General features: G+C 67.7%; 20 protein-coding genes and 1 pseudogene. 15 read left to right on the forward strand and 6 right to left on the reverse strand.

Annotated features, from left to right (window positions below; all coding sequences use genetic code 11):
- Window positions 1-14: 14 nt before the first annotated feature.
- Window positions 15-1,214 carry a PP2C family protein-serine/threonine phosphatase gene (locus tag CP981_RS01290; RefSeq protein WP_244329479.1) on the forward strand — a complete coding sequence of 400 codons (1,200 nt, stop codon included), beginning with the start codon at window positions 15-17 and terminating at the stop codon, window positions 1,212-1,214.
- Window positions 1,215-1,726: 512 nt separating this feature from the next.
- Complete coding sequence (locus tag CP981_RS01295; RefSeq protein ID WP_085926636.1) at window positions 1,727-2,641, forward strand: cupin domain-containing protein; 915 nt, start codon at window positions 1,727-1,729, stop codon at window positions 2,639-2,641.
- Window positions 2,642-2,743: 102 nt separating this feature from the next.
- On the opposite strand, the pseudogene CP981_RS39455 reads toward CP981_RS01295, so the two are convergent.
- Both CP981_RS39455 and CP981_RS01305 read right to left on the reverse strand, forming a co-directional pair.
- Window positions 2,744-3,434: pseudogene (locus CP981_RS39455) on the reverse strand (IS5 family transposase).
- A 57-nt stretch (window positions 3,435-3,491) separates the two neighbouring features.
- On the reverse strand, window positions 3,492-6,272 hold the full coding sequence (locus tag CP981_RS01305; RefSeq protein WP_085926637.1) for an aconitate hydratase: 2,781 nt from the start codon (window positions 6,270-6,272) through the stop codon (window positions 3,492-3,494).
- 660 nt (window positions 6,273-6,932) lie between these two features.
- Between CP981_RS01305 and gap the strand changes: the two genes are divergently transcribed.
- Genes gap through CP981_RS01330 form a run of 5 tightly spaced genes read left to right on the forward strand, consistent with a single transcriptional unit; the run spans window position 6,933 to window position 12,026 of the window.
- A complete protein-coding gene (gene gap, locus CP981_RS01310) occupies window positions 6,933-7,940 on the forward strand; it encodes a type I glyceraldehyde-3-phosphate dehydrogenase (protein ID WP_085926638.1) in 1,008 nt (335 codons plus the stop codon).
- Between the two features lie 60 nt (window positions 7,941-8,000).
- The gene (locus tag CP981_RS01315; protein ID WP_208852874.1) at window positions 8,001-8,504 is read left to right on the forward strand and encodes a CBS domain-containing protein; all 504 of its coding nucleotides are present in this window, start codon (window positions 8,001-8,003) and stop codon (window positions 8,502-8,504) included.
- A 41-nt stretch (window positions 8,505-8,545) separates the two neighbouring features.
- Entirely contained in the window at window positions 8,546-9,682 is a 1,137-nt protein-coding gene (pdhA, locus tag CP981_RS01320; RefSeq protein ID WP_085926640.1) for a pyruvate dehydrogenase (acetyl-transferring) E1 component subunit alpha, read from the forward strand.
- Between the two features lie 3 nt (window positions 9,683-9,685).
- Window positions 9,686-10,705, forward strand: coding sequence for an alpha-ketoacid dehydrogenase subunit beta (locus tag CP981_RS01325; protein ID WP_208852875.1), 1,020 nt, complete (start codon window positions 9,686-9,688; stop codon window positions 10,703-10,705).
- A 10-nt stretch (window positions 10,706-10,715) separates the two neighbouring features.
- Window positions 10,716-12,026, forward strand: coding sequence for a dihydrolipoamide acetyltransferase family protein (locus CP981_RS01330; protein ID WP_208852876.1), 1,311 nt, complete (start codon window positions 10,716-10,718; stop codon window positions 12,024-12,026).
- A gap of 155 nt (window positions 12,027-12,181) precedes the next feature.
- Here CP981_RS01330 and CP981_RS38355 read toward each other — a convergent pair whose 3' ends face one another.
- The gene (locus CP981_RS38355) at window positions 12,182-12,331 is read right to left on the reverse strand and encodes a hypothetical protein (RefSeq protein WP_244329480.1); all 150 of its coding nucleotides are present in this window, start codon (window positions 12,329-12,331) and stop codon (window positions 12,182-12,184) included.
- On the opposite strand from CP981_RS38355, the gene CP981_RS01335 reads away from it, so the two are divergent.
- A complete protein-coding gene (locus tag CP981_RS01335) occupies window positions 12,287-12,514 on the forward strand; it encodes a carboxymuconolactone decarboxylase family protein (protein ID WP_244329989.1) in 228 nt (75 codons plus the stop codon). The genes CP981_RS38355 and CP981_RS01335 overlap by 45 nt on opposite strands.
- A gap of 131 nt (window positions 12,515-12,645) precedes the next feature.
- Here the strand turns inward: CP981_RS01335 and CP981_RS01340 are convergent, their stop codons facing one another.
- From CP981_RS01340 to CP981_RS01360, 3 genes are all read right to left on the reverse strand, one after another.
- Window positions 12,646-13,050 (reverse strand): STAS domain-containing protein, encoded by a 405-nt coding sequence (locus CP981_RS01340; protein WP_244329481.1) that lies wholly within the window; start codon window positions 13,048-13,050, stop codon window positions 12,646-12,648.
- Between the two features lie 297 nt (window positions 13,051-13,347).
- On the reverse strand, window positions 13,348-13,710 hold the full coding sequence (locus tag CP981_RS01345; protein ID WP_085926643.1) for a DUF488 domain-containing protein: 363 nt from the start codon (window positions 13,708-13,710) through the stop codon (window positions 13,348-13,350).
- 888 nt (window positions 13,711-14,598) lie between these two features.
- Window positions 14,599-14,865 carry a DUF6343 family protein gene (locus CP981_RS01360; RefSeq protein WP_085926645.1) on the reverse strand — a complete coding sequence of 89 codons (267 nt, stop codon included), beginning with the start codon at window positions 14,863-14,865 and terminating at the stop codon, window positions 14,599-14,601.
- 405 nt (window positions 14,866-15,270) lie between these two features.
- Here CP981_RS01360 and CP981_RS01365 point away from each other — a divergent pair, with 405 nt between their 5' ends.
- The 7 genes from CP981_RS01365 to CP981_RS38365 all read left to right on the forward strand — a co-directional run bounded on the left by CP981_RS01365 (window position 15,271) and on the right by CP981_RS38365 (window position 21,427).
- Window positions 15,271-15,741 carry a universal stress protein gene (locus tag CP981_RS01365; RefSeq protein WP_085926646.1) on the forward strand — a complete coding sequence of 157 codons (471 nt, stop codon included), beginning with the start codon at window positions 15,271-15,273 and terminating at the stop codon, window positions 15,739-15,741.
- 204 nt (window positions 15,742-15,945) lie between these two features.
- A complete protein-coding gene (locus CP981_RS01370; protein WP_085926647.1) occupies window positions 15,946-16,956 on the forward strand; it encodes an aldo/keto reductase in 1,011 nt (336 codons plus the stop codon).
- 284 nt (window positions 16,957-17,240) lie between these two features.
- Complete coding sequence (locus CP981_RS01375) at window positions 17,241-17,681, forward strand: hypothetical protein (protein ID WP_085926648.1); 441 nt, start codon at window positions 17,241-17,243, stop codon at window positions 17,679-17,681.
- A 1,336-nt stretch (window positions 17,682-19,017) separates the two neighbouring features.
- On the forward strand, window positions 19,018-20,181 hold the full coding sequence (locus tag CP981_RS01380; RefSeq protein WP_085926649.1) for an RICIN domain-containing protein: 1,164 nt from the start codon (window positions 19,018-19,020) through the stop codon (window positions 20,179-20,181).
- Between the two features lie 100 nt (window positions 20,182-20,281).
- Complete coding sequence (locus CP981_RS01385; RefSeq protein WP_167536039.1) at window positions 20,282-20,524, forward strand: transposase; 243 nt, start codon at window positions 20,282-20,284, stop codon at window positions 20,522-20,524.
- Between the two features lie 33 nt (window positions 20,525-20,557).
- Window positions 20,558-20,971: a GNAT family N-acetyltransferase gene (locus tag CP981_RS01390; protein WP_085926651.1), complete on the forward strand. Its 414-nt coding sequence runs from the start codon at window positions 20,558-20,560 to the stop codon at window positions 20,969-20,971.
- A gap of 249 nt (window positions 20,972-21,220) precedes the next feature.
- Window positions 21,221-21,427 carry a hypothetical protein gene (locus CP981_RS38365; protein ID WP_244329482.1) on the forward strand — a complete coding sequence of 69 codons (207 nt, stop codon included), beginning with the start codon at window positions 21,221-21,223 and terminating at the stop codon, window positions 21,425-21,427.
- The last annotated feature ends 7 nt before the right edge of the window (window positions 21,428-21,434 follow it).

The raw sequence follows: 21,434 nt of genomic DNA on the forward strand, positions 1-21,434 counted from the left end.
GATTGCTGGACGCCGTGGTGGCCATCAGCGCCGACATGGACACCCGGGCGGTGTTGCACCACATCGTGGAAGCGGGCACCGACCTGGTAGGCGCCCGCTACGGCGCACTGGGCGTGCTCGGCGAGAGCGGTGGCTTCGCCGACCTGATCACGGTCGGGGTGAACGCAGAGCAGCTCACGGCCGCCGTGGGGCTACCGCAGCGACACGGCTTGCTGGGCAGGCTGGTCGCGGACCGGCAGCCGCTGCGGGTGGCGGACATCCTGACCGACCCCCGCGCCGTCGGCTTCCCGCCCGGCCACCCGGTGATGAAAACGCTGCTGGGGGCGCCGCTGATGGTGCGCGGCACGGTCTACGGCAACCTATATCTGGCCGACAAGACGGATGGAACGCCCTTCGGCGACGACGACGAGGTGCTGCTGACCGCACTGGCCAGCGCGGCGAGCGTCAGCATCGAGAACGCCCGCCTGTACGGGCAGCTCAACCGTGCCGCCGAACACTTCCAGCGCAGTATGCTGCCCACTCTGCCCGATCTGGCGCCGATCGAGGTCTGTGCCCGCTACGAGCCGGCGTCGGACCTGCCGAAACTCGGCGGGGACTGGTACGACGCCGTGGTGCTGCCAGACGGGGCGACCTGCGTCGTCGTCGGCGACGTTACCGGCCACGATGTGCAAGTCGCCCCGGTGATGGGGCAGATCCGCAACATGCTGCGCGCCCTGGCCTACGACCATGGCGGGCCGCCCAGCCTGGTGGTGTCGAAGCTCGACATGGCCCTGACCATGTTCGGCGATCCGCCCACCGCCACGCTGGTGCTCGGCCGCATCGAGCGCGGCGGCGAGGGCGAGGACGCGTACACGTTCCGCTGGACCAACGCTGGACATCCGCCCCCGTTGCTGGTCGCCGCGGACGGCCACACCCGCTACCTCGCCCCGGCCCGCCATGGCATTCCCGTCGGTATCGACCCGTCCGTGCCCCGGTTCGACCACACACACCCACTGGCACCTGGCACCACGCTGCTGCTGTTCAGCGACGGCCTGGTGGAACGCCGCGACCAGGACATCGACGACGCTTTGCGTGCACTTGCCGCGCATGCCTCCCAGCTGGCCCGCGCCCCGCTGGACGCGTTCTGCGACGAGGTACTGACCGAGCGCGGCCAGAGGTTCGACGACGATGTCGCCCTGCTCGCCGTGCGCCTGCCCGACGCGGTCGGCCGGTGAGCCACGTCGGCTGGTTTCCGTCGGGCACCAGGCGTCGCCCAGGCCGTTTCTTTCGGATCACCATGCGGTCCAGATGTGGATGGCCGCGAGGTGGAGTGCTGCTTGGTCGACGGTGATTGTCGTATCGGGTGGCAAGGCCGCACCATTGCTTTGCGTTTGTTGATGCAGCGCGGTCGACGGTGTTTTGCGATCTGGTCGGCGGGCTGCAGGGAGGTGCCCTGAGGGACGACACCATCACTGTGCGGATTCTCGTCAGTGAGCAGCCGCGGTCAGGGGGAGTCGTGGTCTTGCGGCGTTCATGTACCGGGGTCCGCCGACGCTTCGGGGGTTCGGGGCCCGTGCCGGCTCATGCGTAGGTGTTCAATCCCCGAACCCGAAGTGGGCTGGCTGAAAGGCGCCGTCACGTGCACCCAGGCCGGCTCGTTGGCCAGGTGAAAGTCGCTCACTACCGCAGTCACGACGTGTCGCATCCGTGCGCCGCGTCCCGCCGGAAGACACCAGGGAGCCCTCTCATGAGCATGACCGACACCAAGCCCCCCGCCGACCCCCCGGAGTCCACCGGGGCCAAGCACCCCTTCCACATCACCAAGGAAGAGGAACGACAACTGCGCCTCCAGGGAGCTCAGGCCGTACCGTCGCTGGTGATCGGACAGGCCACCTCCTTCGACGAGTACGCCCGACAGTTGATGATCCCGCCGGCCGTCATGGACCTGGCGCGCAAGGCCGAGGACCTACGGCTGTCCGCTTGGGAAATCGAAGCGCTGCGCCATCACCTCGCCCCCGGCGAACCCGGCCGCAAGATGGGGCTGTTGCGGCGAATCCTGCACGCGAAGCAAGGGGACGACGTTTCCCACCCGCCGTACATCCGCGTCGCCTGCAGCGGCCGGGGCCACTACGACGAGCTGGCCACCAAACACGGCCACCTCGACTCCAAGGACCTTCCGGAGGGCGACATCGGCTCGCCCGTCGTCCTGGAGATCTGGCCTGCACAGCACTACTCGCCCATCCACTCCCACGGCCATACCACCGGCATCGTTTTCTGCCTCGCCGGGCAGCTCGACGTCATGGTCTACGAGCACCTCGACTGGAACGCGACCAAGCTCGGGCTGCTCACCCTCACGCCCGGACAGTGTGCTTGGCTCTCCAAGGACACGTACGCCGTGCACCGGGTGTTCTGCCCGATGAACGGTGGCGACGGCACCACCGGTCCGGGTTACATGAACTCCACCGACGAATTCGGTGCCAGCTTCCACGTCTACCTCAACCCGGAGGGGACCGCCGTCGAGCACCACGACGGCGACAGTAACTCCCGCGACTCCTTCGACTACATCGACGAGGACGGAAAAGACCAGAGGCACTTCGCCACCCACTCCGACCTCTCCTGGAGCATCCTCCGCCGCGTCCTGGCCAACACCCCACTGACCTGAGACCCGCACCCGCCCAGCCCTGAGCGGCCGAAGGCTCCGACTCCCCCGCGGAAACACCGTCGGCAAGCCGGAGTCCCAGTGACCTAAGACCTGTCGTTTGGATCATCGGGCGGACCAGAGGAAGATTCCCTCGACGTGAAGTCCGGCGAGGTAGATGGTTGCGGTCTTCTCGTAGCGGGTGGCGATGCCGCGCTTGCGCAGGTGGTCGCGGATCGCGCGTGAGGAGTACGCCTTGTCTGCCAGGACCACGTCCGGCCTGGTCCGCGGCCTTCCGCGGCGGCGGGGAACACGTAGGCGGGCCATGACATCTGTGAAGGCAGGCGCGTCACCGGCCTGTCCTGCGGTGAGAACGAAGGCCAGGGGTCGGCAGCAGTCATCTGCGGCGAGGTGGATCTTCGTGCTCAGCCCTCCGCGGGACCGGCCGATGGCGTGATCGGTTGGCTCTGTGGCCGGGGCCCCTTTTTGCGGGCCCCGGCCGCATGCTGGTGAGCTCGCACGATGGTGGAGTCCACCGAGACCGCCCAGGTCAGGTCCTCGTCGGCGTCGGCCTGGGCCATCAGCGCGGTGAAGACCCGCTCCCACGTGCCATCCAGCGCCCACATCCGCAGGCGGTTGTGAACACCCCTGCAATTGCCGTACTTCTCCGGCAGGTGGACCCCCTGCGTTCCGGTCTGGAACTTGAAGGCGATCGCGTCGATCACCTCCCGGTGGTCACGCCAGCGGCCACCTCGCTTCGGCATCCGGCCGAGAGCAACGGCTCAATTCGCGCCCACTGCACATCGCTTAACGGCATACCCGGACCAACGACCGACTGATCCAAACGAAACCGCCTAGGTGCAGCGGTGCTGGCTCACGCCGGCGGCAGCAGGGTGCGCAGCGCGTAGGGCAGGATGCCGCCGTGGCGGTAGTAGTCGGCCTCGGTGGCGGTGTCGATACGGACACGGGCCGCGAATTCCAGCATGCCGGACGGGCCCACGGCGGTGACCGTGACCTCCTGGGGCAGTTCCCCGCCCGCCAGGCCGCGGACTGTGTAGCTTTCCTCGCCGGTCAGGCCGAGGGACTCCCGGCTCTGGCCGGGGGCGAACTGCAGAGGCAGGACGCCCAGGCCGATGAGGTTGGAGCGGTGGATGCGCTCATACGACTCGGCCAGGACAGCGCGCACGCCCAGCAGGGCGGTGCCCTTGGCCGCCCAGTCGCGGGAGGAGCCTGAGCCGTACTCCTTTCCGGCGATCACCAGCAGCGGCACGCCCTCGGACGCGTACCGTGTCGCCGCGTCATAGATGGTGGTCTGCTCGCCGTCGGGAAAGTGCCGGGTGACGCCTCCCTCAGTGCCCGGTGCAAGCAGGTTGCGCAGCCGGATGTTGGCAAAGGTTCCGCGGATCATCACCTCGTGGTTGCCGCGCCGGGAACCGTAGGAGTTGAACTCCCTCGGTGCGACGCCGTGGCCGGTGAGGTACTCCCCTGCGGGAGAGCCGCGCTTGATGGCGCCGGCGGGCGAGATGTGGTCAGTGGTGACCGAGTCGCCGAGCAGGGCCAGCACTCGAGCGCTCTCGATGTCGCGCAACGGCTCGGGCGTACGGCTCATGCCGTCGAAGTAGGGCGGCCTGCGCACGTAGGTGGAGTTGGGGTCCCAGGCAAACAACTCGCCTTCCGGGGTGGGCAGGGCCCGCCACTGCTCGCCGCCCGCGAAAACGTCCGCGTAGTCCCGGGTGAACATCTCGGGCCGCAGGCAGGAGGCGATGACGTCCTGGACCTCCTGCTGGCTGGGCCAGATGTCGCGCAGGAAGACCGGCTTGCCGTCGCCTCCTGTGCCGAGCGGGTCGCGGGTGAGGTCGACGGTCATCGAACCGGCCAGTGCGTAGGCGACCACCAGCGGCGGGGAGGCAAGGTAGTTGAGCTTGGTCTGGGGGTGGATGCGGCCTTCGAAGTTGCGGTTGCCCGAGAGCACCGCGGCCACCGCCAGATCGTGTTCGGACACTGCGCGTGCCACCTCGTCGATCAGCGGGCCGGAGTTTCCGATGCAGGTGGTGCAGCCGTAGCCGACAAGGTCGAAGCCGAGCTGCTCCAGGTACGGGACCAGGCCGGCGCTTGCGAAGTAGTCCATGACGACCTTCGAGCCGGGGGCGAGGGAAGTCTTCACCCACGGCTTCGGCCCCAGCCCGTGTTCGACCGCCTTCTTGGCGAGCAGGGCGGCGCCGACCATGACCTGTGGGTTGGACGTGTTGGTGCAGGAAGTGATCGCGGCGATCACCACCGAGCCGTGACCGATCTCGACGCTGGGGCCGTCCTTCAGCGTCAGGCGGGTGGGGTTCAGGGGCGGGTCGTCCGCGGCTGGGGCGCTCTCGAAGTGGGCGGGTGCGTCCCCGGGGCGGTTACCCGTCACCGCGACGGGGTCGGAGGCGGGGAAGGATTCCGCGCTGCTCGCGTCCAGCCCGACCGGTGCGGGGTCCCATCGGGCATATCCGTCCAGTGCGGCGTGGAAGGCATGCGGTGCGTCTGCGAGCGGGATGCGGTCCTGCGGGCGTTTCGGGCCGGCGATCGACGGCACGACAGCCGACAGGTCCAACTCCAGCGTCTCGGAGTAGGTTGGCTCGTGGCTGGGGTCGTGCCACAGGCCCTGTTCCTTGGCGTACGCCTCGACGAGCGTCACCTGACCGGCGCTGCGTCCGGTGAGCCGCAGATAGGTGAGTGTCTCGTCGTCGATGGGGAAGATCGCACAGGTGGCGCCGTACTCCGGGCTCATGTTGCCGATGGTGGCCCGGTTGGCGAGCGGCACGCCGGCCACGCCGGGACCGTAGAACTCTACGAAGGTGCTCACCACGCCGTGGGCGCGCAGTTTCTCCGCAATGGTCAACACCAGGTCGGTGGCGGTGCTGCCCTCGGGCAGTGCGCCGGTCAGCTTCACTCCGATGACCCGGGGGATGAGCATGCTCAGGGGCAGGCCGAGCATGGCCGCTTCCGCTTCGATGCCGCCCACGCCCCAGCCGAGTACGCCAAGTCCGTTGACCATCGGGGTGTGGGAGTCGGTGCCGACCAGGGTGTCGGGGAAGGCCACCCCGTCTTCGCCGAAAACGACACGTGCCAAGTGCTCCAGGTTCACCTGGTGGCAGATGCCGGTGCCCGGCGGGACGACGCGCAGGTTGTCGAAGGCGTTCTGGCCCCAACGCAGGAACTGGTAGCGCTCGGCGTTGCGCCGGAACTCCAATTCGACATTGCGGTGGAACGCCTCCGGAACGCCGTAGTGGTCGGCGATCACGGAGTGGTCGATGACCAGTTCCACCGGCCGCAGCGGGTCGATGCGCTCCGCATCGCCACCCAGGGCAGCCAGCGCCTCGCGCATCGCCACCAGGTCTACGATGCACGGCACGCCCGTGAAGTCCTGCATCAGTACCCGCGCCGGGGTGAACTGGATCTCGGTGGCCGGCTCGGCGGTCGGGTCCCAGTTGGCCAGAGCACTGACCTGGTCGGCGGTCACCGTATGGCCGTCCTCGTTGCGCAGCAGGTTCTCCAACAGCACCTTCAGGCTGTACGGGAGCCGCGCAGCCCTTTCGACCGCGTCGAGCCGGTAGATGGTGAAAGAGGATCCGGCTGCGGAAAGTGGTGCTCGGGCGGCGAAGCTGTCGGCGGTCACGGAAGACACTCCTCAGGATCGGCTGACTCCAGGGATGTTCTGCGGCAGGTCGAGGCTGGTGACCGGTGCGCGCAGTCCTGCAGCGAGCCGGTTCCCGGCGTTGATCACCACGATGGCGAAAGTCAAGGCGACGATCGTTTCTCTGCCACGACCGGTCTTTGCGACGCGCCCGCACCCCGGTGTCGCCCCGGGCCGGTTCTTCGCATTCACCGCCACCATCGGTTCCCGTCTCGCGCCGCACGCGTGCGCTCCAGCGGCCACCGTCACGGTCGGAGATCCGCCCGCACTCATGGTCAGCGGCGTCCCCGCCTCCGGCAACCCGGGCGGCGGAGCCCAGGACCGTCGAGTGCCGATGTCAACTGGGGTACCTGCTGGCGACCGGCCAGAGCCGAGAGGACCTAACCGGACGGCACATAGATGCGACCTTCCCCACGGGCCCTGGGGAGCCTTCAAGGAGCGGTGGCGGTCGCCGGCCATCACCCCATGCCTTTCCCTCTGGCCGCGTGAGGCTTCCGGGCAACTCACGGGACCTTGCGGACGTGTCCGCCGGTCCTCGCCCGCGTATGGCGCCCCCCAGGTGGCGTAGTTCCACCGGTCGGAGCCTCGCTGGCGATGCTAGGACGGGCAGGGGGGCACGTGCGCAGCGAAGGGATGTCTGACATGCCGAAGATCGCCATCAACGGGCTCGGACGCATCGGACGTGCCGCGCTGAAGATCCTGCTGGACGCCGACGGCGTTGAGGTCGCCGCCCTCAACGACCTCGTCGAGGCAGGCAACCTCGCCTACCTGCTGGCGCACGACAGCGTCTACGGGCGCTACGGGAAGATGGTCACGGCGACCGACGGTGCGCTGAGCATCGACGGACTCAAAGTGCCGGTGTTCGCAGAGCGCGATCCGGCCCGGTTGCCGTGGCGGGAGCTGGGCATCGACCTGGTGCTGGAATGCACCGGGGCCTTCCGCCGCGAGGAAGAGCTGCGACGTCATCTCGAAGCCGGAGCCAGGTTTGTCATCCTGTCCGCTCCAGCGCGTACCGAGACGGTCGCGACCGTGGTTCCCGGAGTGAACCAGGCTCCGGACGGCGTGCAGGTCATCTCGTGCGCCAGCTGCACCACCAACTCCATCACTCCGGTGGTCGAGGTGCTGGAGCGGAGGATCGGGATCGAACGGGCGATCATGTCCACCGTCCACGCCTACACCGCCAGTCAGCAGCTCGTCGACGGCCCCAGCAAGGACGTCCGGCGCGGCCGCGCCGCCGGCATCAACATGGTCCCCGCGTCCACAGGGGCGGCACTGGCCACCATCCGGGCGCTGCCCACGCTGGCAGGGCGCTTCGACGGGGTGGCAATCCGCGTTCCGGTGCCGGTCGGATCGATCGCGGACATCACGATGGTCACCGCCCGGCCGACCACCGCGGAGGAGGTCAACGACCTCCTCCGCGAGGAGGCCGACAGCGAGCGATACCGCGGCGTCCTCGCCGTCGCCGAGGAACCCATGGTCTCTACCGACATCATTGGCGACGCCAGGGCGTCGGTCATCGACGCCGCGATGACCCGGGTGGTGGACGGCACACTCGTGAAGGTCATGAGCTGGTACGACAACGAGTGGGGCTTCACCCACCAGATGGTCCGCGAAGCCCTCTCCGTCCTGGGCGCCGGCCAGGCGCCATGAGCCAACTCAACACCGCATCTCCGCCTCGCGGCACCGTCACTCGACGGCCACTCTGGTCTGATGCGGCCCGCCCCGCACAGCGACCGAGAGGGCTCGATGAACGTCAAGGAGATCATGACGGCACCGGTGGTCACGGTCACCGAGAACACCCCGGTGCCCGAAATCGCGGCCGTGCTGCACGACCGCCGGATCAGCGCGGTCCCCGTACTCGACGCAGCCGGCGCGGTCGTGGGCCTGGTCAGCGAGTACGACCTGCTGGGCCGCCCTGGAGGCACCGCCGCACAGGTGATGACCCGGACGGTGATCAGTGTCACCGAGGACACCGACGTCGACGACGTCCGCCACCTGCTGGTCGAGCGGCGCATCCGCCGCGTCCCCGTGCTGGCCGGCGGCCGCCTGGTCGGCATCATCAGCCGCTCCGACATCGTCGCGCTGCTGACCACCGAGTGGGCCTGCCAGGTGTGCGGCGAGACCGCCCAGGGCGACCGCCCACCCGAGCGCTGCCCCAAGTGCCACGCCTCCGCCGACCGCTTCGCCGTCCAGGAAGCACCACCCGGCAGCTGAAACAAGACCGCACCGACGCGACGCGAGGAATCCCGCGAACGATGAGCTCTTCACCGACACCTGGCCGCGATCCCGCCGCCGACACCGCGGGCACAGCCCGCCCCGCACCCGCCAGTACGGTCTCCGACAGCGAGGCCGATGTGCTGCGCGGCTACTACCGGCAGATGGCGCTGATCAGAGCTTTCGAGCTGCGGGCGGCGGAGATGTACACCCGGGCGAAGATCGGCGGTTACTGCCACCTCAACCTCGGTGAGGAAGCCACCTGCGTCGGGCTGATGGCCGCACTGCGATCCACCGACTACCTGTTCACCACCTACCGGGAACACGGCTACGCCCTCGCCCGCGGCGCCGACCCGGGCCGGGTGATGGCGGAGCTGTTCGGACGCACCACTGGCATGTCCGGCGGACGCGGCGGCTCCATGCACCTGTTCGACACCGAGCTGCGGCTACTCGGCGGCTACGGCATCGTTGGCGGCCAACTGCCCCTGGCCACCGGCGCCGCGCTGGCGATCTCCTACCGCGGCGAGCCCGGATCCGGCAGCGAGGCGGTGATGTGCCTGCTCGGGGACGGCACCACCAACATCGGCGCGTTCCACGAGGCCCTCAACCTCGCCGCCGTATGGCACCTTCCCATCGTCTACGTCATCGTCAACAACCAACTCGGGATGGGCACCCCCGTTGCGGCGGCGGCCGGCGAGCCGGAGCTGTTCCGGCGCGGCTGCGCCTACCGCATCCCCGGAACCCGCGTGGACGGAGGCGACGTACTCGCCGTGCGTGACGCCGCCCGGATGGCGCTGGAGCAGGCACGCGCCGAGCACCATCCCAGGCTGCTGGAGACGGTCAGCTACCGGCTGCGCGGACACTCCGTCGTCGACCCAGCCCGCTACCGCACCCCGGAAGAGGCCGCCCAGCTGCGGGAGAAGGACCCGGTGCCCGCCTTGCGGATCCGCCTGATCGAGGAGGGCATCCTCACCCCGCAGTCGGCGGACCGCATCGACGAGGAGGCCGACCAGCAGGTCAGCCTTGCGGTCGACTTCGCCGACGCAGGCCCGGCCCCGGGTGTGGAAACCCTCTTCGACCACCTGTACGCCACCGAGGTCGCAAACGTCTTCCCCGGCCTGCCGGGCGATCCACTGCCCTGCGAGCAGGCCATTAACCGCGCACAGGACGGAGCGTGACCCGTGGGCGAGACGATCACCTACCGGCAGGCCCTGCACGACGCACTGCGTGCCGAACTGCTGCGGGACGAGAACGTGCTGCTCATCGGGGAGGAGATCGGCGTCTTCGAAGGCTCCTACAAGATCACCGCTGGGCTGCTGGCCGAGTTCGGCCCACGCCGGGTGCGCGACACCCCAATCTGCGAGGAAGGCTTCACAGGCGCCGCGATCGGAGCCGCCATGCTCGGCCTGCGCCCGATCGTGGAGATCATGACCATCAACTTCAGCCTGCTGGCCATCGACCAGATCATCAACCACGCCGCGAAACTGCACTCCATGTTCAGCGGCCAAGTGTCGGTGCCGATGGTAATCCGCACCCCGGGCGGCGGCGGGCAGCAACTGGCCGCCACCCACTCGCAGAACCTGGAGGTCTTCTACGCCCACATCCCCGGGCTGAAGGTCCTCGCTCCCTCCACGCCCGCCGACGCCAGGGGGTTGATCGCCTCCGCCGTCCGCGACGACGACCCGGTGATCTTCTTGGAGAACCTGGCGTTGTACAACACCAAGGGCGAGGTGCCCGACGGCGACCACACCGTGTCGATCGGCACCGCCGCCGTCACCAAGCAGGGCCGCGACGTGACGATCATCGCCTACTCCCGTGCCGCCGTCATCGCCCTCGACGTCGCCCGCCGGCTTGAGGAGGAGGGGATCTCGGCCGAGGTGGTCGACCTGCGCAGCCTGCGCCCGCTGGACCGGGCCACCGTGTGCGCCTCGGTCCGCAGGACCGGCCGAGCCGTCGTGCTGGAGGACGACTGGCTCAGCTACGGCATCGGCGCGGAGATCGCCGCCACCATCCAGGAAGGGGCCTTCGACCACCTCGACGCCCCCGTTCGCCGCGTCGCCGCCGCCGAAGTCCCCCTCCCGTACGCCAAGCCCCTGGAACTGGCCGCCCTGCCGGACGCCGCCGCCCTGACCCGAGTGGTCCGCGAGGTCCTCGACGCCACGGGCTTCACGCCCAGCCCCCAGTCATCTGGCCGCGGTTAGGAGACCCCGCATGCCCGAGATCCTCATGCCCCGCCTATCCGACACCATGGAGGAGGGCACGCTCGCCCGGTGGCTCAAGCAGGAGGGCGACCAGATCCACAAGGGCGACGTCATCGCCGAGATCGAAACCGACAAGGCCCTCATGGACCTCGAAGCCTACGACGAGGGCCCCTTGACCCGCCTCCTCGTCCCCGAGGGCAGCACGGTACCGATCGGCACCGCGGTCGCGGTCATCGGCGATCAGTCCGCCACGGCCGTGCAGCCGCCCGCGCCCGAGCAGCCCACCACGCCTCCGGTTGAAGCAGCACAGCCGACTCCACCGGAACCGGCGTCCGAAGTCCCCACACCGGCCGCACCACCTCCGTCAGCCGCAGTGAGTCCCCCGCCACCCCCAACAGAACCCCGCAGGGTACCGACCTCCCCGCTGGCGCGGCGCATCGCCGGTGAACACGGCATCGACATCGCCACCATCCCCGGCAGCGGCCCCGGTGGCCGAATCGTCCGCGCCGACGTGGAGAAGGCCGTCGCCCGGCGCCAAGTCGCATCGGGCCCCGCCCCCACCACTGCTCAACCGGCTGCAGCCGAGCGGAAACAACCCTCCATGCGGCCTTCCGTGCCCGCCGACGTTACCGAGGACACCGAGGTGGTCCCGCTCAGCACGGTGCGCCGCCTGACCGCGCAGCGCCTGGCCCAAAGCGCCCAGCAGGCCCCGCACTTCTACCTCACCGCCATGGTCGACGTGGAGCCGCTGCTTGCCTTTCGCGCCGACCTCAACGCGCGCCTCGGCGAGCAGGGCCCTCGCGTGAGCATGAACGATTTGATCATCAAGGCGTGCGCCACCGCACTCCGCACCCACCCGGAGATGAACGCCTCCTGGGACGAGACCCGCATCCTGCACCACCACCGGATCCACATCGGTATCGCCGTCGCCCTCGACGACGGGCTGACCGTCCCCGTCATCCACGACGCCGACCGCAAGACCCTCACCGAGATCGCCCGCGAAGCCCGCGCTCTCGCCGACAAGGCGCGCACCGGGCACCTCAGCCTCGACAATCTCGCCGACGGCACCTTCACCATCAGCAACCTCGGCCCCTACGGCATCGACCACTTCACCGCCGTCATCAACCCCCCGCAGGCAGCCATCCTCGCCGTCGGAGCCGCCCACCCTGAACCCGTCGTCCGCGACGGCGAACTCGCCGCCGGCACCGTGATGGCCCTGACCCTGTCCATCGACCACCGGACCCTCGACGGGGCCACCGGCGCCGCCTTCCTCACCGACCTCAAGGCACTGCTCGAACAGCCGATACGCATCGTCGTGTAGGAGGACAGCCGTGACCTCGCTCTATGGCGGTACCGGGCAGCGCAGTTGTCATTCGCCACCGTGCATAGCAGCGTCTCGCCCGCTCACCGACCGATGTGACGCGCCCACCCGACACCTTGACACGGACTAGCGGAGGCACCCATGAGTGAAGCCGTCTACCACCCGGCCCCCCTGAGATCGGCCAGCGACGCGTCCAGCTCGCCCCAGCCATCAACGAAGCGTTCGACAACTTCAGTCGCGCCGTCTTTGCTGAAGGAGCGCTGCCGGAGAAGACCAAGCAGTTGATCGCCGTCGCAGTCGCCCACGTGACCCAGTGTCCGTACTGCATCCAAGGGCACACCCGTCTTGCGCGGCGCAAGGGCGCCGACCCTCAGGAGATCATGGAAGCGATCTGGGTCGCCGCCGAGATGCGCGCCGGCGGCGCCTGCGCCCACTCCACCCTCGCCCTGCACGCCATGGAGGAGACGGAACCCCACGCACATCCGTGAACCCGCTTCGGGTTGCGTACCTCTCGCCATCCCTCACCGGCGCGAGGCCTCAAGCCTGGACTCGCTGCTTCGAGCCGGGCGTGGCTTGGACAACGCTGCGCAGCAGAAGCAGGTCGTCCCGTGAGCGTTTCTCAGCTTGCCGGGCGGGGCCAGTGCGCGAGCCTGCCGAGCGAGGGAGCCTGGCGCGTTGCCTCTTCTGGTGAGGGGTGGATCTCGTAAGCCTCACGCAGGCCGCTGATGTCGAAAACCCTGACTATCCGGGCAGAGGCGGCCGCGATCCGCAGTGCGCCTTCGCGTTCACGGATGCGTTTTGTGACCGCCACGATCACGCCCAGTCCCATCGAGTCCAGGAAAGATACGAAGCTCAGATCCAGGACGAAGTGGCGGTGTCCCTCATCGACGAGCCTGATCACTGCTTCGCGGACCAGGGGGGAGGTGTGGGCGTCCACATCGCCGTCGATCTCAACAACCGTCCAGCCGTTCACCATGTCGTAGCTGACGCTCATGCGCTCCTTGCGGATGATGTTCGTTCGCACGATTTTCCCTCTTCACGTCTCTAGCAGCGCAAGATCGATCCCTCAAAACGGCGCCTACGTGGGAATGGGCTCGTCCGCGCGGCCCCCACGGACCAGCGCGAGGTCCTCGGTGGCGGTGACGGCCGACGCGGACTCGGCCACCTCTGTCAGAGTGCGAGTCGGTATGGTCGACGGTGACCGCGATGGCCAAGTGCAGGCCACGCCGACGACACAACGCCGCACACCGTGCGCTCCGCCGCACCAGCCGTTGACGTTCAAAATCCGCGGCTCGCCGTCCTTGAGGCCCTCGTGTGTTCGTCACCGCTTCTTGGTCAGCCACTCGGCTAGGACAGCGGCCTGGCTGTGGTCCACGTCCCTGGTGGCGGTCAACAGCATGAGCTTGTCGTGCACCGCCAGGTCACGCAGATGCTCGGCCGCCTCTCGGTGCCCGGCGTCGCGCAGTTCTGCCAGGTAACGGCGACGGAATTCGGTGAAGCGGCTGGGTTCATGGCCGTACCACTTGCGCAGTTCGCTCGACGGGGCGACGTCACGTAGCCACTCGTCCAGGTGCGCATCCTCCTTACGCATGCCCCGCGGCCAGACCCGGTCGACGAGTACCCGCTTGCCGTCCTTGGGCGAGGTCTCCTCATAGACTCGGCGATAGGTGATCTGTTCGGCCATGACGGCACCCTTCAGATCGATCGACCGCTCTTGGCCCCGAACCGGTGGACAGCGGTGACGTCACCGGTGGGAGCGGATGTGTTCGGCTCACCCAATTTTATCGCCGGGTGGGCCGACCGGAGACCCGTGGCCGACACCCGCGCCCGCAGCCCGCAGCCCGCAGCCCGCAGCCCGCAGCCCGCAGGAGAGGAGAACGGTGTGCGCGACACCGGCCCTGCCACCCCGGAGGCGCAGCACTTCCCGGCCGCGACCGCACCGCGGATTCACCACCTGAGCAGGCTGGACGCCGCCGTAGCCCCTACCGTGCCTGCCCGCCTGGTCGCCTGGCGGGAGGAGGTAGCCCTGGTCAAGCGCCGGTCATACAGGGAGTGGGAGTGCTGGGCGAGGCCGGTGCCCGGCCTCGGCCCGCCGGACGCGGCGCTGCAGAGAGGGTGGCAGGGGTTCAGTTCGGTTCTTCCGTGTTCTGCGTACCGGCTGCTCCTGCTGGCCCTTCGTGCTCGTTCGGCGAGGTCTGTTCCCGCAGGAAGCGTTCACTCCCCCACGTCAGGCTGCGCTCGATCTGGATGTAGTTCAGGCCTGTTACCACCCTTGTCCACACCGCGCTCCTCGTTCATACCCCCAGCCTGCCGGGCTTCGACCACGCCCGCCTGCCGCAGATGCGGCCGAGAGGCGCCCCGGTCCGTCACGTCCGAGTGGTCGGCTTTGGTCCACGCACGCGGCTGGAACGATTCACTCGTATGCAACCGCGTCCGGGATTTGTGGAAGTGGGGACCCAGCCGTGCCCCGACACCGTCTGAGCCCCAAGGCCAACCCATCGCCTTCTCCCGCTGGCCCCACCTCGCGGCGCATGACGGGTCGGTCGCCATGAACCCGGCTGCTCACCAGCATCTACCGATCGTTCCTCACACGCCGCATACGGCGCAGGATCACCGCGAGATTTAACAATGCGACGAGGGCTAGAACGCCACACACCGCCGCCAGTACCACCAGCACGGTGGTATTGGGGGAGTAGCGCGGCCCGGCAGAGCGAGCTCCCATCGCCAGTCGCACCGCCGCCGCAGTGAAGAACGCCAGCGCGCCAGCAGCCAGGACAAGCCGCAACCGCAGGGGACTGCGGGCGGTTACCGGCTCAGTCCCTGTGCGTCGACGCTTCATGACTGCGCTCCTCGCAGATGCGGGTGTCCCGATCCGTCTTCAGCGATGCCAGCGCCTGTCAGGCGGCCTCGCAGACTTCCCGTAAGCGGGGCAGCAAAGTCAGCTGCCGCCGTGAGCTCTGGCGCCGGTCCAGATCAGCCGAAACTACTGCACGTGATCGCGAGGTCTCGACAACGACGCGGACCACCTTCTCCGGCCCACGCCCGCCAAGCGCGGGCACTGCGCACCCTGCTCCCCACATGACACCGCGCCGCCAGCCACTCCGCGACTCCCGACCGGCACCGCATCCCACCCACGCGCCGGATCGGCGCCGAGGCGGGGTCTACCTGTCGGCGGCGCTTGTATGGCGGATCGCCCCCGTGTCGCAGAGTGTGGACGTGCATGCGAGCGGAAGGGGTATATACCATGGAAGAGCAGGATTCGGCCCTGCGCGTCGTGGTGGGCGTCGACGGTTCGCCTTCGTCGCACGCCGCGCTTCGCTGGGCGGTCCAGCATGCCGAGCTGATCGGCGGTGACGTGGTGGCAGTGGCTGCCTGGGAGCTGCCCGGGGCGCACGGCTGGTCCGCGCCGGCGGTGGACCCCGTTTTCGACAAGACGATCGCCGAGCAGGGCCTCGTCAACCAGCTGCACCAGGTCCTTGGCGAGTCCGGCGCTGCCCAGGTGCGACAGCGTCTGATGCACGGCAATCCCGTTGAGGCGCTGCTCAGTGAGGCCGAGGGCGCCGAGGCGCTCGTGGTGGGCAGCCGGGGCCTGGGCGGCTTCCGTCGTGCGCTGCTGGGTTCCGTGAGTCAGCAGTGCGCACTGTACGCCACGTGTCCAGTCGTCATCGTGCGTCCGACCGTCGAGGTGAGGGGCTCCGGTACCCAGGCCGAGTAAGGCGGGCCCCGTCGGCGGCCAACAGACGAATTGGCCCAGGCGCGCCGGCCGAGAATTGACAGTTTGTTACTCGCTACCACTGGGTTCTCTGGTACGTCTGGCCGAAACGGTCGAAACCTGACAGGGCGCACAGGCCCCACGCCTGCGAATTCCGGACCGAGACGTATTGCGTTAGAGCGCACTCCAATTCCTAGGTTCGGAAGCATGCGATACATCAAACTCGGAACGACCGGACTGGAAGTCTCCGCCATCAGTCTCGGCTGCATGAGCTTCGGCGAGCCGGACCGGGGCGGCGAGCCCTGGTCGCTGGGCGCGGACGCCAGCCGGGACATCATCAAGCAGGCCCTCGAGGGCGGCGTCAACTTCCTCGACACGGCCAATGGGTACAGCGCCGGAAGCAGCGAGGAGATCGTCGGCCAGGCGGTCAGGGACTTCACCCGGCGCGAGGAGGTCGTTCTCTCCACCAAGGTCTGGATGCGGATGCGCCCCGGCCCGAACGGCGCCGGGCTGTCCCGCAAGGCGATCTTCGCCGAGCTCGACGCCTCCTTGAAGCGACTGGGGACCGACTACATCGACCTGTACCAGATCCACCGCTGGGACTACGACACCCCGATCGAGGAAACCCTCGAGGCGCTGCACGACGCGGTCAAGTCCGGGAAGGTCCGCTACATCGGAGCCTCTTCCATGTACGCCTGGCAGTTCGCCAAGGCCCTGTACCTGGCTGACCTGAACGGCTGGACGCGGTTCGTGTCGATGCAGGACCACTACAACCTCATCCACCGAGAAGCAGAGCGGGAGATGCTCCCGCTCTGCGTCGACCAGGGCATCGGCGTGATCCCGTGGAGCCCGCTGGCGCGGGGCAGGTTGACGCGGGCCCGGGACACCGCCACGGCGCGTGCCGAGACCGACGCGGGCGGCAAGATCCTCTACCGCGACGAGGACCAGGCAGTGGCCGAGCGCGTCCACGAGATCGCGGGCAAGCGGGGTCTGTCCCCGGCCCAGGTCGCCCTGGCCTGGGTCATGCGCAACCCGGCGGTGACCTCGCCCATCGTCGGGGTCACCAAGCCGGCCCAGCTGGCCGACGCGGTCGCCGCGGTGGACGTCGAACTCGACGAAGACGAGGCCGCCTACTTGGAGGAGCCCTACCAGCCGCACGAGGCCGCCTACCTGGAGGAGACCTTCTACAAGCCGCGCCCTGTGGCGGGCTCCCGGTAGTCCGGGCTACCGCCGGGCTTCGACGAGTCCTTGGCCTCGACCTTCACAGCCCTGTGGTCGGCCCGCCGGCGCGGTGAGCAGGATGCCCGCCGGCCGGCAGCAGGGCCACGCGCAGCGGAACGTGCCCGTGGGCACCGAAGTAGCTGACGTCCACCGACTGCTCCTGAGATTGGTCAATTGGTAAGAGATTTCGCGGCTAGGGGCGTCGGGCTGATGTGACGCGGGCACCGGGATCCGTTTTGACGTGGGACTCCTACATCTCTACATCTGAAAATGGAGCGCCTGTGCCCACCGTCGAAGCATGGGCGATCGAGCCCTTGTGGGTCCAGTTCGAGTTCGAGGCCCTCCTGCCACCGCATCTCGAGACACATCCGTGGGGCTGTCACAACCCACGGATCCCGGACCGGATCGTGTTCGACAAGCTCGTCGCGAAACTCGTCTTCGGCGGCTCGTACGAGAAGCACGCCGATCAATCGTGCTCGGCAACCACGATGAGAGTGCGTCGTGTCGTGATCCCGATCAACCACATTCTCCGCTGGGTCGTCGAGCGCACCAACTCCTGGTACAGCCGCGGCTTCAACTTCACCCTGTCCTGCACGGAACGTCGAGCGGTCGTCATCAACGCCCTGCTCGCGTTGATGACCGCGAACATCGTGATCCGACACCTCATCCGGGAAGCCTGGACCAGCCAACGCTGGGACACACGGCCAGCCCGCCGAACATGACGTGCCTCGTCCTCTACCCGCGGAATCTCTAAGCACCTTCCTGGCTACAGGGGTTCGAGGTGTAAGGCGTGGCATGGCCCCTCTGCGCGTCACTCTCACAGCCCCATCACGCCTCCCCGTACACCCTGGCCACAGTGCTACACCCCCTCGTCTCCGAACTCGCCCGCGAGCACTCCTCCGGCCAACTGGCCTCTGACGGTCGCCTGCGGCCCCAAATCCGCACCGCACCCACGACGACAGCACCCCGGGCTCCCAGTCCGGCGGCCACGAGCCCTCGCCCTGGGATGCCCAGGGGCGCATGAGGGACTCGGCCTGCGGGCCAACGCCTTACCCCCCTCTAACCCCAAAGGAACCCAGCCCCGAAATGCGCTCACCAGTTCGACGCGGTAATGCGAAAGAGTGTCGATGGCGTGGCACTTACCAGCGCGAAGAAGAAAAGAAAAGCGTCTTCTCGCGATATGGGCCTCACGCGTCGCGAAACCAACTCGGAAGGACGTAGCGTCCGTTGATGTGCCCCGGCGGGCGGCAAACCAACGTCGGGGCGCTCAGCCGTCCATATCAGAAAGGACTTCGCATGGACGACCAGGACGCTTTTGAGGGCAGTAGCTCTCTTCACGAACCGCTTTGAACGTACCAGGCTCCTTCCTGCGGGTGTGGAAAGTGGCATGGAAATTACCTGGGGTGTCACGCACCTGGGGTCTCTTCTGGCACTGGTGGCTGTACCCACGCTGCTGGCGGACTCCGGGGGCAGGCCCGTCGGGTTCGCGGGAGGTCGGATCGGCAAGAAGCTCGTCCCGGAGCGGGCCAGCCCCGCCCCCGCGCCCTGAACCGCCGCGGCAGTCAGCCACACGACGTAGCGCCCTTGCCCACATCCTCTCCAGTGCCTCGCTTCGGGCCACGGAGAGCAACCGTACGCAAGCGCTGCGCCAGACCCGAGCCGACCACAACGAGGCCGATACGGCCTTCGCGACGCCTACCACAACCAGGGGCCTATGGCCGAGACCCGGACCTCCTCATGGAAGCAGCCCGCTGCTGTCACCGGGTGCCGTTCACGGAACGAGGCACTCCCCACGTCCAATTGCAGACGTCACGAAGCCTCACTCCCGCAGGTGCGAACAGGTGCCGTTCGCTCGCATGCGATGGCAGGCATACGTCAGTTGACGGATGTATCAATTCTCATTCGCCCATAGTTTGAGCCTCACGGCGGACCGAGTAACGGGCCGGCTAACACGTTTTTATCCACGCGACTGGCTCGTCGGGCCCCCCGGCAAACACCCGGGAGTAGCCAGCCCGTCAAGGCCGCCCAAAGAGAAAAGCTCTACACAAGGATCCGGACATGACAATTGCACGCCAATCAGACAGACCAGGAATCCGCGTAATCGGCGCCGTCCTCTCGACCCTCGCCATGGCAACCTCACCGCTGGTAGCAGCACCAGCCCAGGCAGACACCGCGAGTGACGCTGAACCATTCGTTGTCAATTTGTTCACCCCGGATCCCTCCGGAACCTTCGGATCCTTTGACCTCGTACGGGACTCTGAGTATGAAGGCGGCACGGTCTACTCCCTCCAGGCCGGCGACAGCAAACCCGAACATGATTTCACGGTGGAACCTGGTGAGGATGGGAAATTCCGCCTGAAGAACAGCGCCTCCGGCCAGTGCCTGGCCAAGGTGCCGCAAGACGGCACCTACCCCGGAGACCTCACCGAATCGGCCTGCGGCGAAACGAACGCCGAGTGGTACGTCCAGCCGGCGAGTAACAGCCGATACCGCATTCGGCACGTAGAGGACGATTTGTGCCTGTCTGTCCCCGAGGTGAGCCGCTTTGCACCGGGGCGGGTCGAGACGTGCAGCGGGGACAACAGAGCACAGATTTGGGGCATCGGCGGGCGAATCAATCGCCCTGACCAGCTCAACGCGATGGCCACCCGATACGCCCTGAAGCAGTTCGACGAACACTCCAGCGTCATCCCCTCCGCCACGTACAAGGTGGACGGCGCCACCACGGCGACCGTCGGTCGCATAGAGAAGGTGAGCGTCGGCCCACCGGCGAAAAACGGGACGAGCCGTGACATGGACCAGTCGATGAACTGGACTCAGACCACCGGATACACCTACACCGCCGGAGGCTCCGTCACGACGACAGCGGGCATTACCGTGGGCGGCGAGAAAAGCCCTGTGAGTGCGCAGTTCAGTGTCGCGGTCCAAGGCAATTGGTCGAATAGTTGGAGCACGAGCGAAACTGATGGCGGCTTCGTGACCATCCACATTCCACCTGGCGAGTACGGGTGGATCGCTCGGGGACAGCTGACGAAGACCGTGACCGGCACGTGGACGATCACCAACGACATGGGGGAAACCTGGACCGGGTACGGCACCGGCACCGTTCCCGCCAAGGACGGCACCGACGGCCGGCACAGCAGCTTCCAAGGGTGCACCTCGGACGTGAAGGACAAATACGCGGAATGCCAACAGACCGATCCTGGTCGTCCGACGAACTGATTCCAGATAGCCGCGCGATTGCTGAGTCCATGGGCTCGTCGTCCGCTGGCGGGCCTAGGGTCCGTCTTCAAAGATCGTCGGGTTGGTGGAGCATGGTGGGGTGATACGTCGCCATGAACTCACTGATCGGGAGTGGGAGTTACTCGCTCCGCTGATACCGCGGGCCGTTACGGGACGGCCGCGTGTGTCGGACCGGCAGGTCATCAACGGGATGGTCTACAAGATCCGGACCGGGATCTCCTGGCGTGACCTGCCGGAACGCTACGGGCCCTGGCAAACGGTCTGCACATGCTTTCGCCGTTATGCGCTAGTGCTACTCCGCGGAAGTTCGTGGAGGGTGTGATCACGGCTGCGGACGCATGGCAGGCTGCTCTGCATGGTGATCAGTGATTCGACGCAGGCCGACGATGAGGTGTTGGTCGTTCGCCCCGACCTGACGGATGCAGAACTCAACGAGTTGTTCGCAGCGTCGTGGCCGACTCACCAACCGACTGTGTTCGCAGCGAAGTTGTCGCGGAGCCTTGCGTGGATCGCGGCGCGTCGAGGGAGCCGGCTGGTCGGCTTCGTCAACATCGTCGGCGACGGTGGTGTGCACGCCTTCATCCTGGATACGACGGTGCATCCGGATGAGCGCCGTAAAGGGCTCGGAATACGGCTGGTGCGGGCGGCCGCCAACGAGGCGAGGACACGCGGCGCGGAGTGGTTGCACGTCGACTACGAGCCGCACCTGGAGTCCTTCTACGGGCAGTGCGGATTCCGGCCTACGGCTGCTGGGCTCATGCGGCTTTGAGTGGACTTCCGTCATAGGTCCAGCGGTAGGGCTTCGCGGTCTCGTTGTGCTCGATCGCGTAGGTCTCAGGCTTGTCGATCAGCCAACGATCATGGCGGACCACGCGTCGCATCCAGCAGGATGGGCCCGTGCCGAAGCCCCCCGGAGTCGATGCAGCACCACCTGCGTCAGCGCCTGAACCGCCACGGCCGTGAGCGCTGGCCACACGTGGAGGCCATCGCGGTCCGCTTTCGCGCTGGAGTCGCCTACGTGACAGCCGAGTTGCCCGGAGACCAGAGCATCCCGCTGTGCCGCCTGCGCTTCACCGGCGTGCTGCACACCTGGGGCTTCGCCCTCTACCTGGCCAGCAGCGACAGCTACAAGGACAACATCCTGCCCAGCGGGCTGCCCGCCGGATCCCTGGAGGAAGCTCTCGACTGCGCAGGCGACATCTACCTCAACGAATCGACCATCTGATCAACAC

It is taken from the genome of Streptomyces platensis (assembly GCF_008704855.1).
Classification (GTDB): Bacteria; Actinomycetota; Actinomycetes; order Streptomycetales; family Streptomycetaceae; genus Streptomyces; species Streptomyces platensis.

Coding starts and splice junctions, on each gene's coding strand:
- CP981_RS01295 (WP_085926636.1), top strand. CDS start 1,727: ATGAGCATGACCGACACCAAGCCCCCCGCCGACCCCCCGGAGTCCACC.
- gap (WP_085926638.1), top strand. CDS start 6,933: ATGCCGAAGATCGCCATCAACGGGCTCGGACGCATCGGACGTGCCGCG.
- CP981_RS01315 (WP_208852874.1), top strand. CDS start 8,001: ATGCGGCCCGCCCCGCACAGCGACCGAGAGGGCTCGATGAACGTCAAG.
- pdhA (WP_085926640.1), top strand. CDS start 8,546: ATGAGCTCTTCACCGACACCTGGCCGCGATCCCGCCGCCGACACCGCG.
- CP981_RS01330 (WP_208852876.1), top strand. CDS start 10,716: ATGCCCGAGATCCTCATGCCCCGCCTATCCGACACCATGGAGGAGGGC.
- CP981_RS01345 (WP_085926643.1), bottom strand. CDS start 13,710: ATGGCCGAACAGATCACCTATCGCCGAGTCTATGAGGAGACCTCGCCC.
- CP981_RS01360 (WP_085926645.1), bottom strand. CDS start 14,865: ATGAAGCGTCGACGCACAGGGACTGAGCCGGTAACCGCCCGCAGTCCC.
- CP981_RS01365 (WP_085926646.1), top strand. CDS start 15,271: ATGGAAGAGCAGGATTCGGCCCTGCGCGTCGTGGTGGGCGTCGACGGT.
- CP981_RS01370 (WP_085926647.1), top strand. CDS start 15,946: ATGCGATACATCAAACTCGGAACGACCGGACTGGAAGTCTCCGCCATC.
- CP981_RS01380 (WP_085926649.1), top strand. CDS start 19,018: ATGACAATTGCACGCCAATCAGACAGACCAGGAATCCGCGTAATCGGC.
- CP981_RS01390 (WP_085926651.1), top strand. CDS start 20,558: ATGGTGATCAGTGATTCGACGCAGGCCGACGATGAGGTGTTGGTCGTT.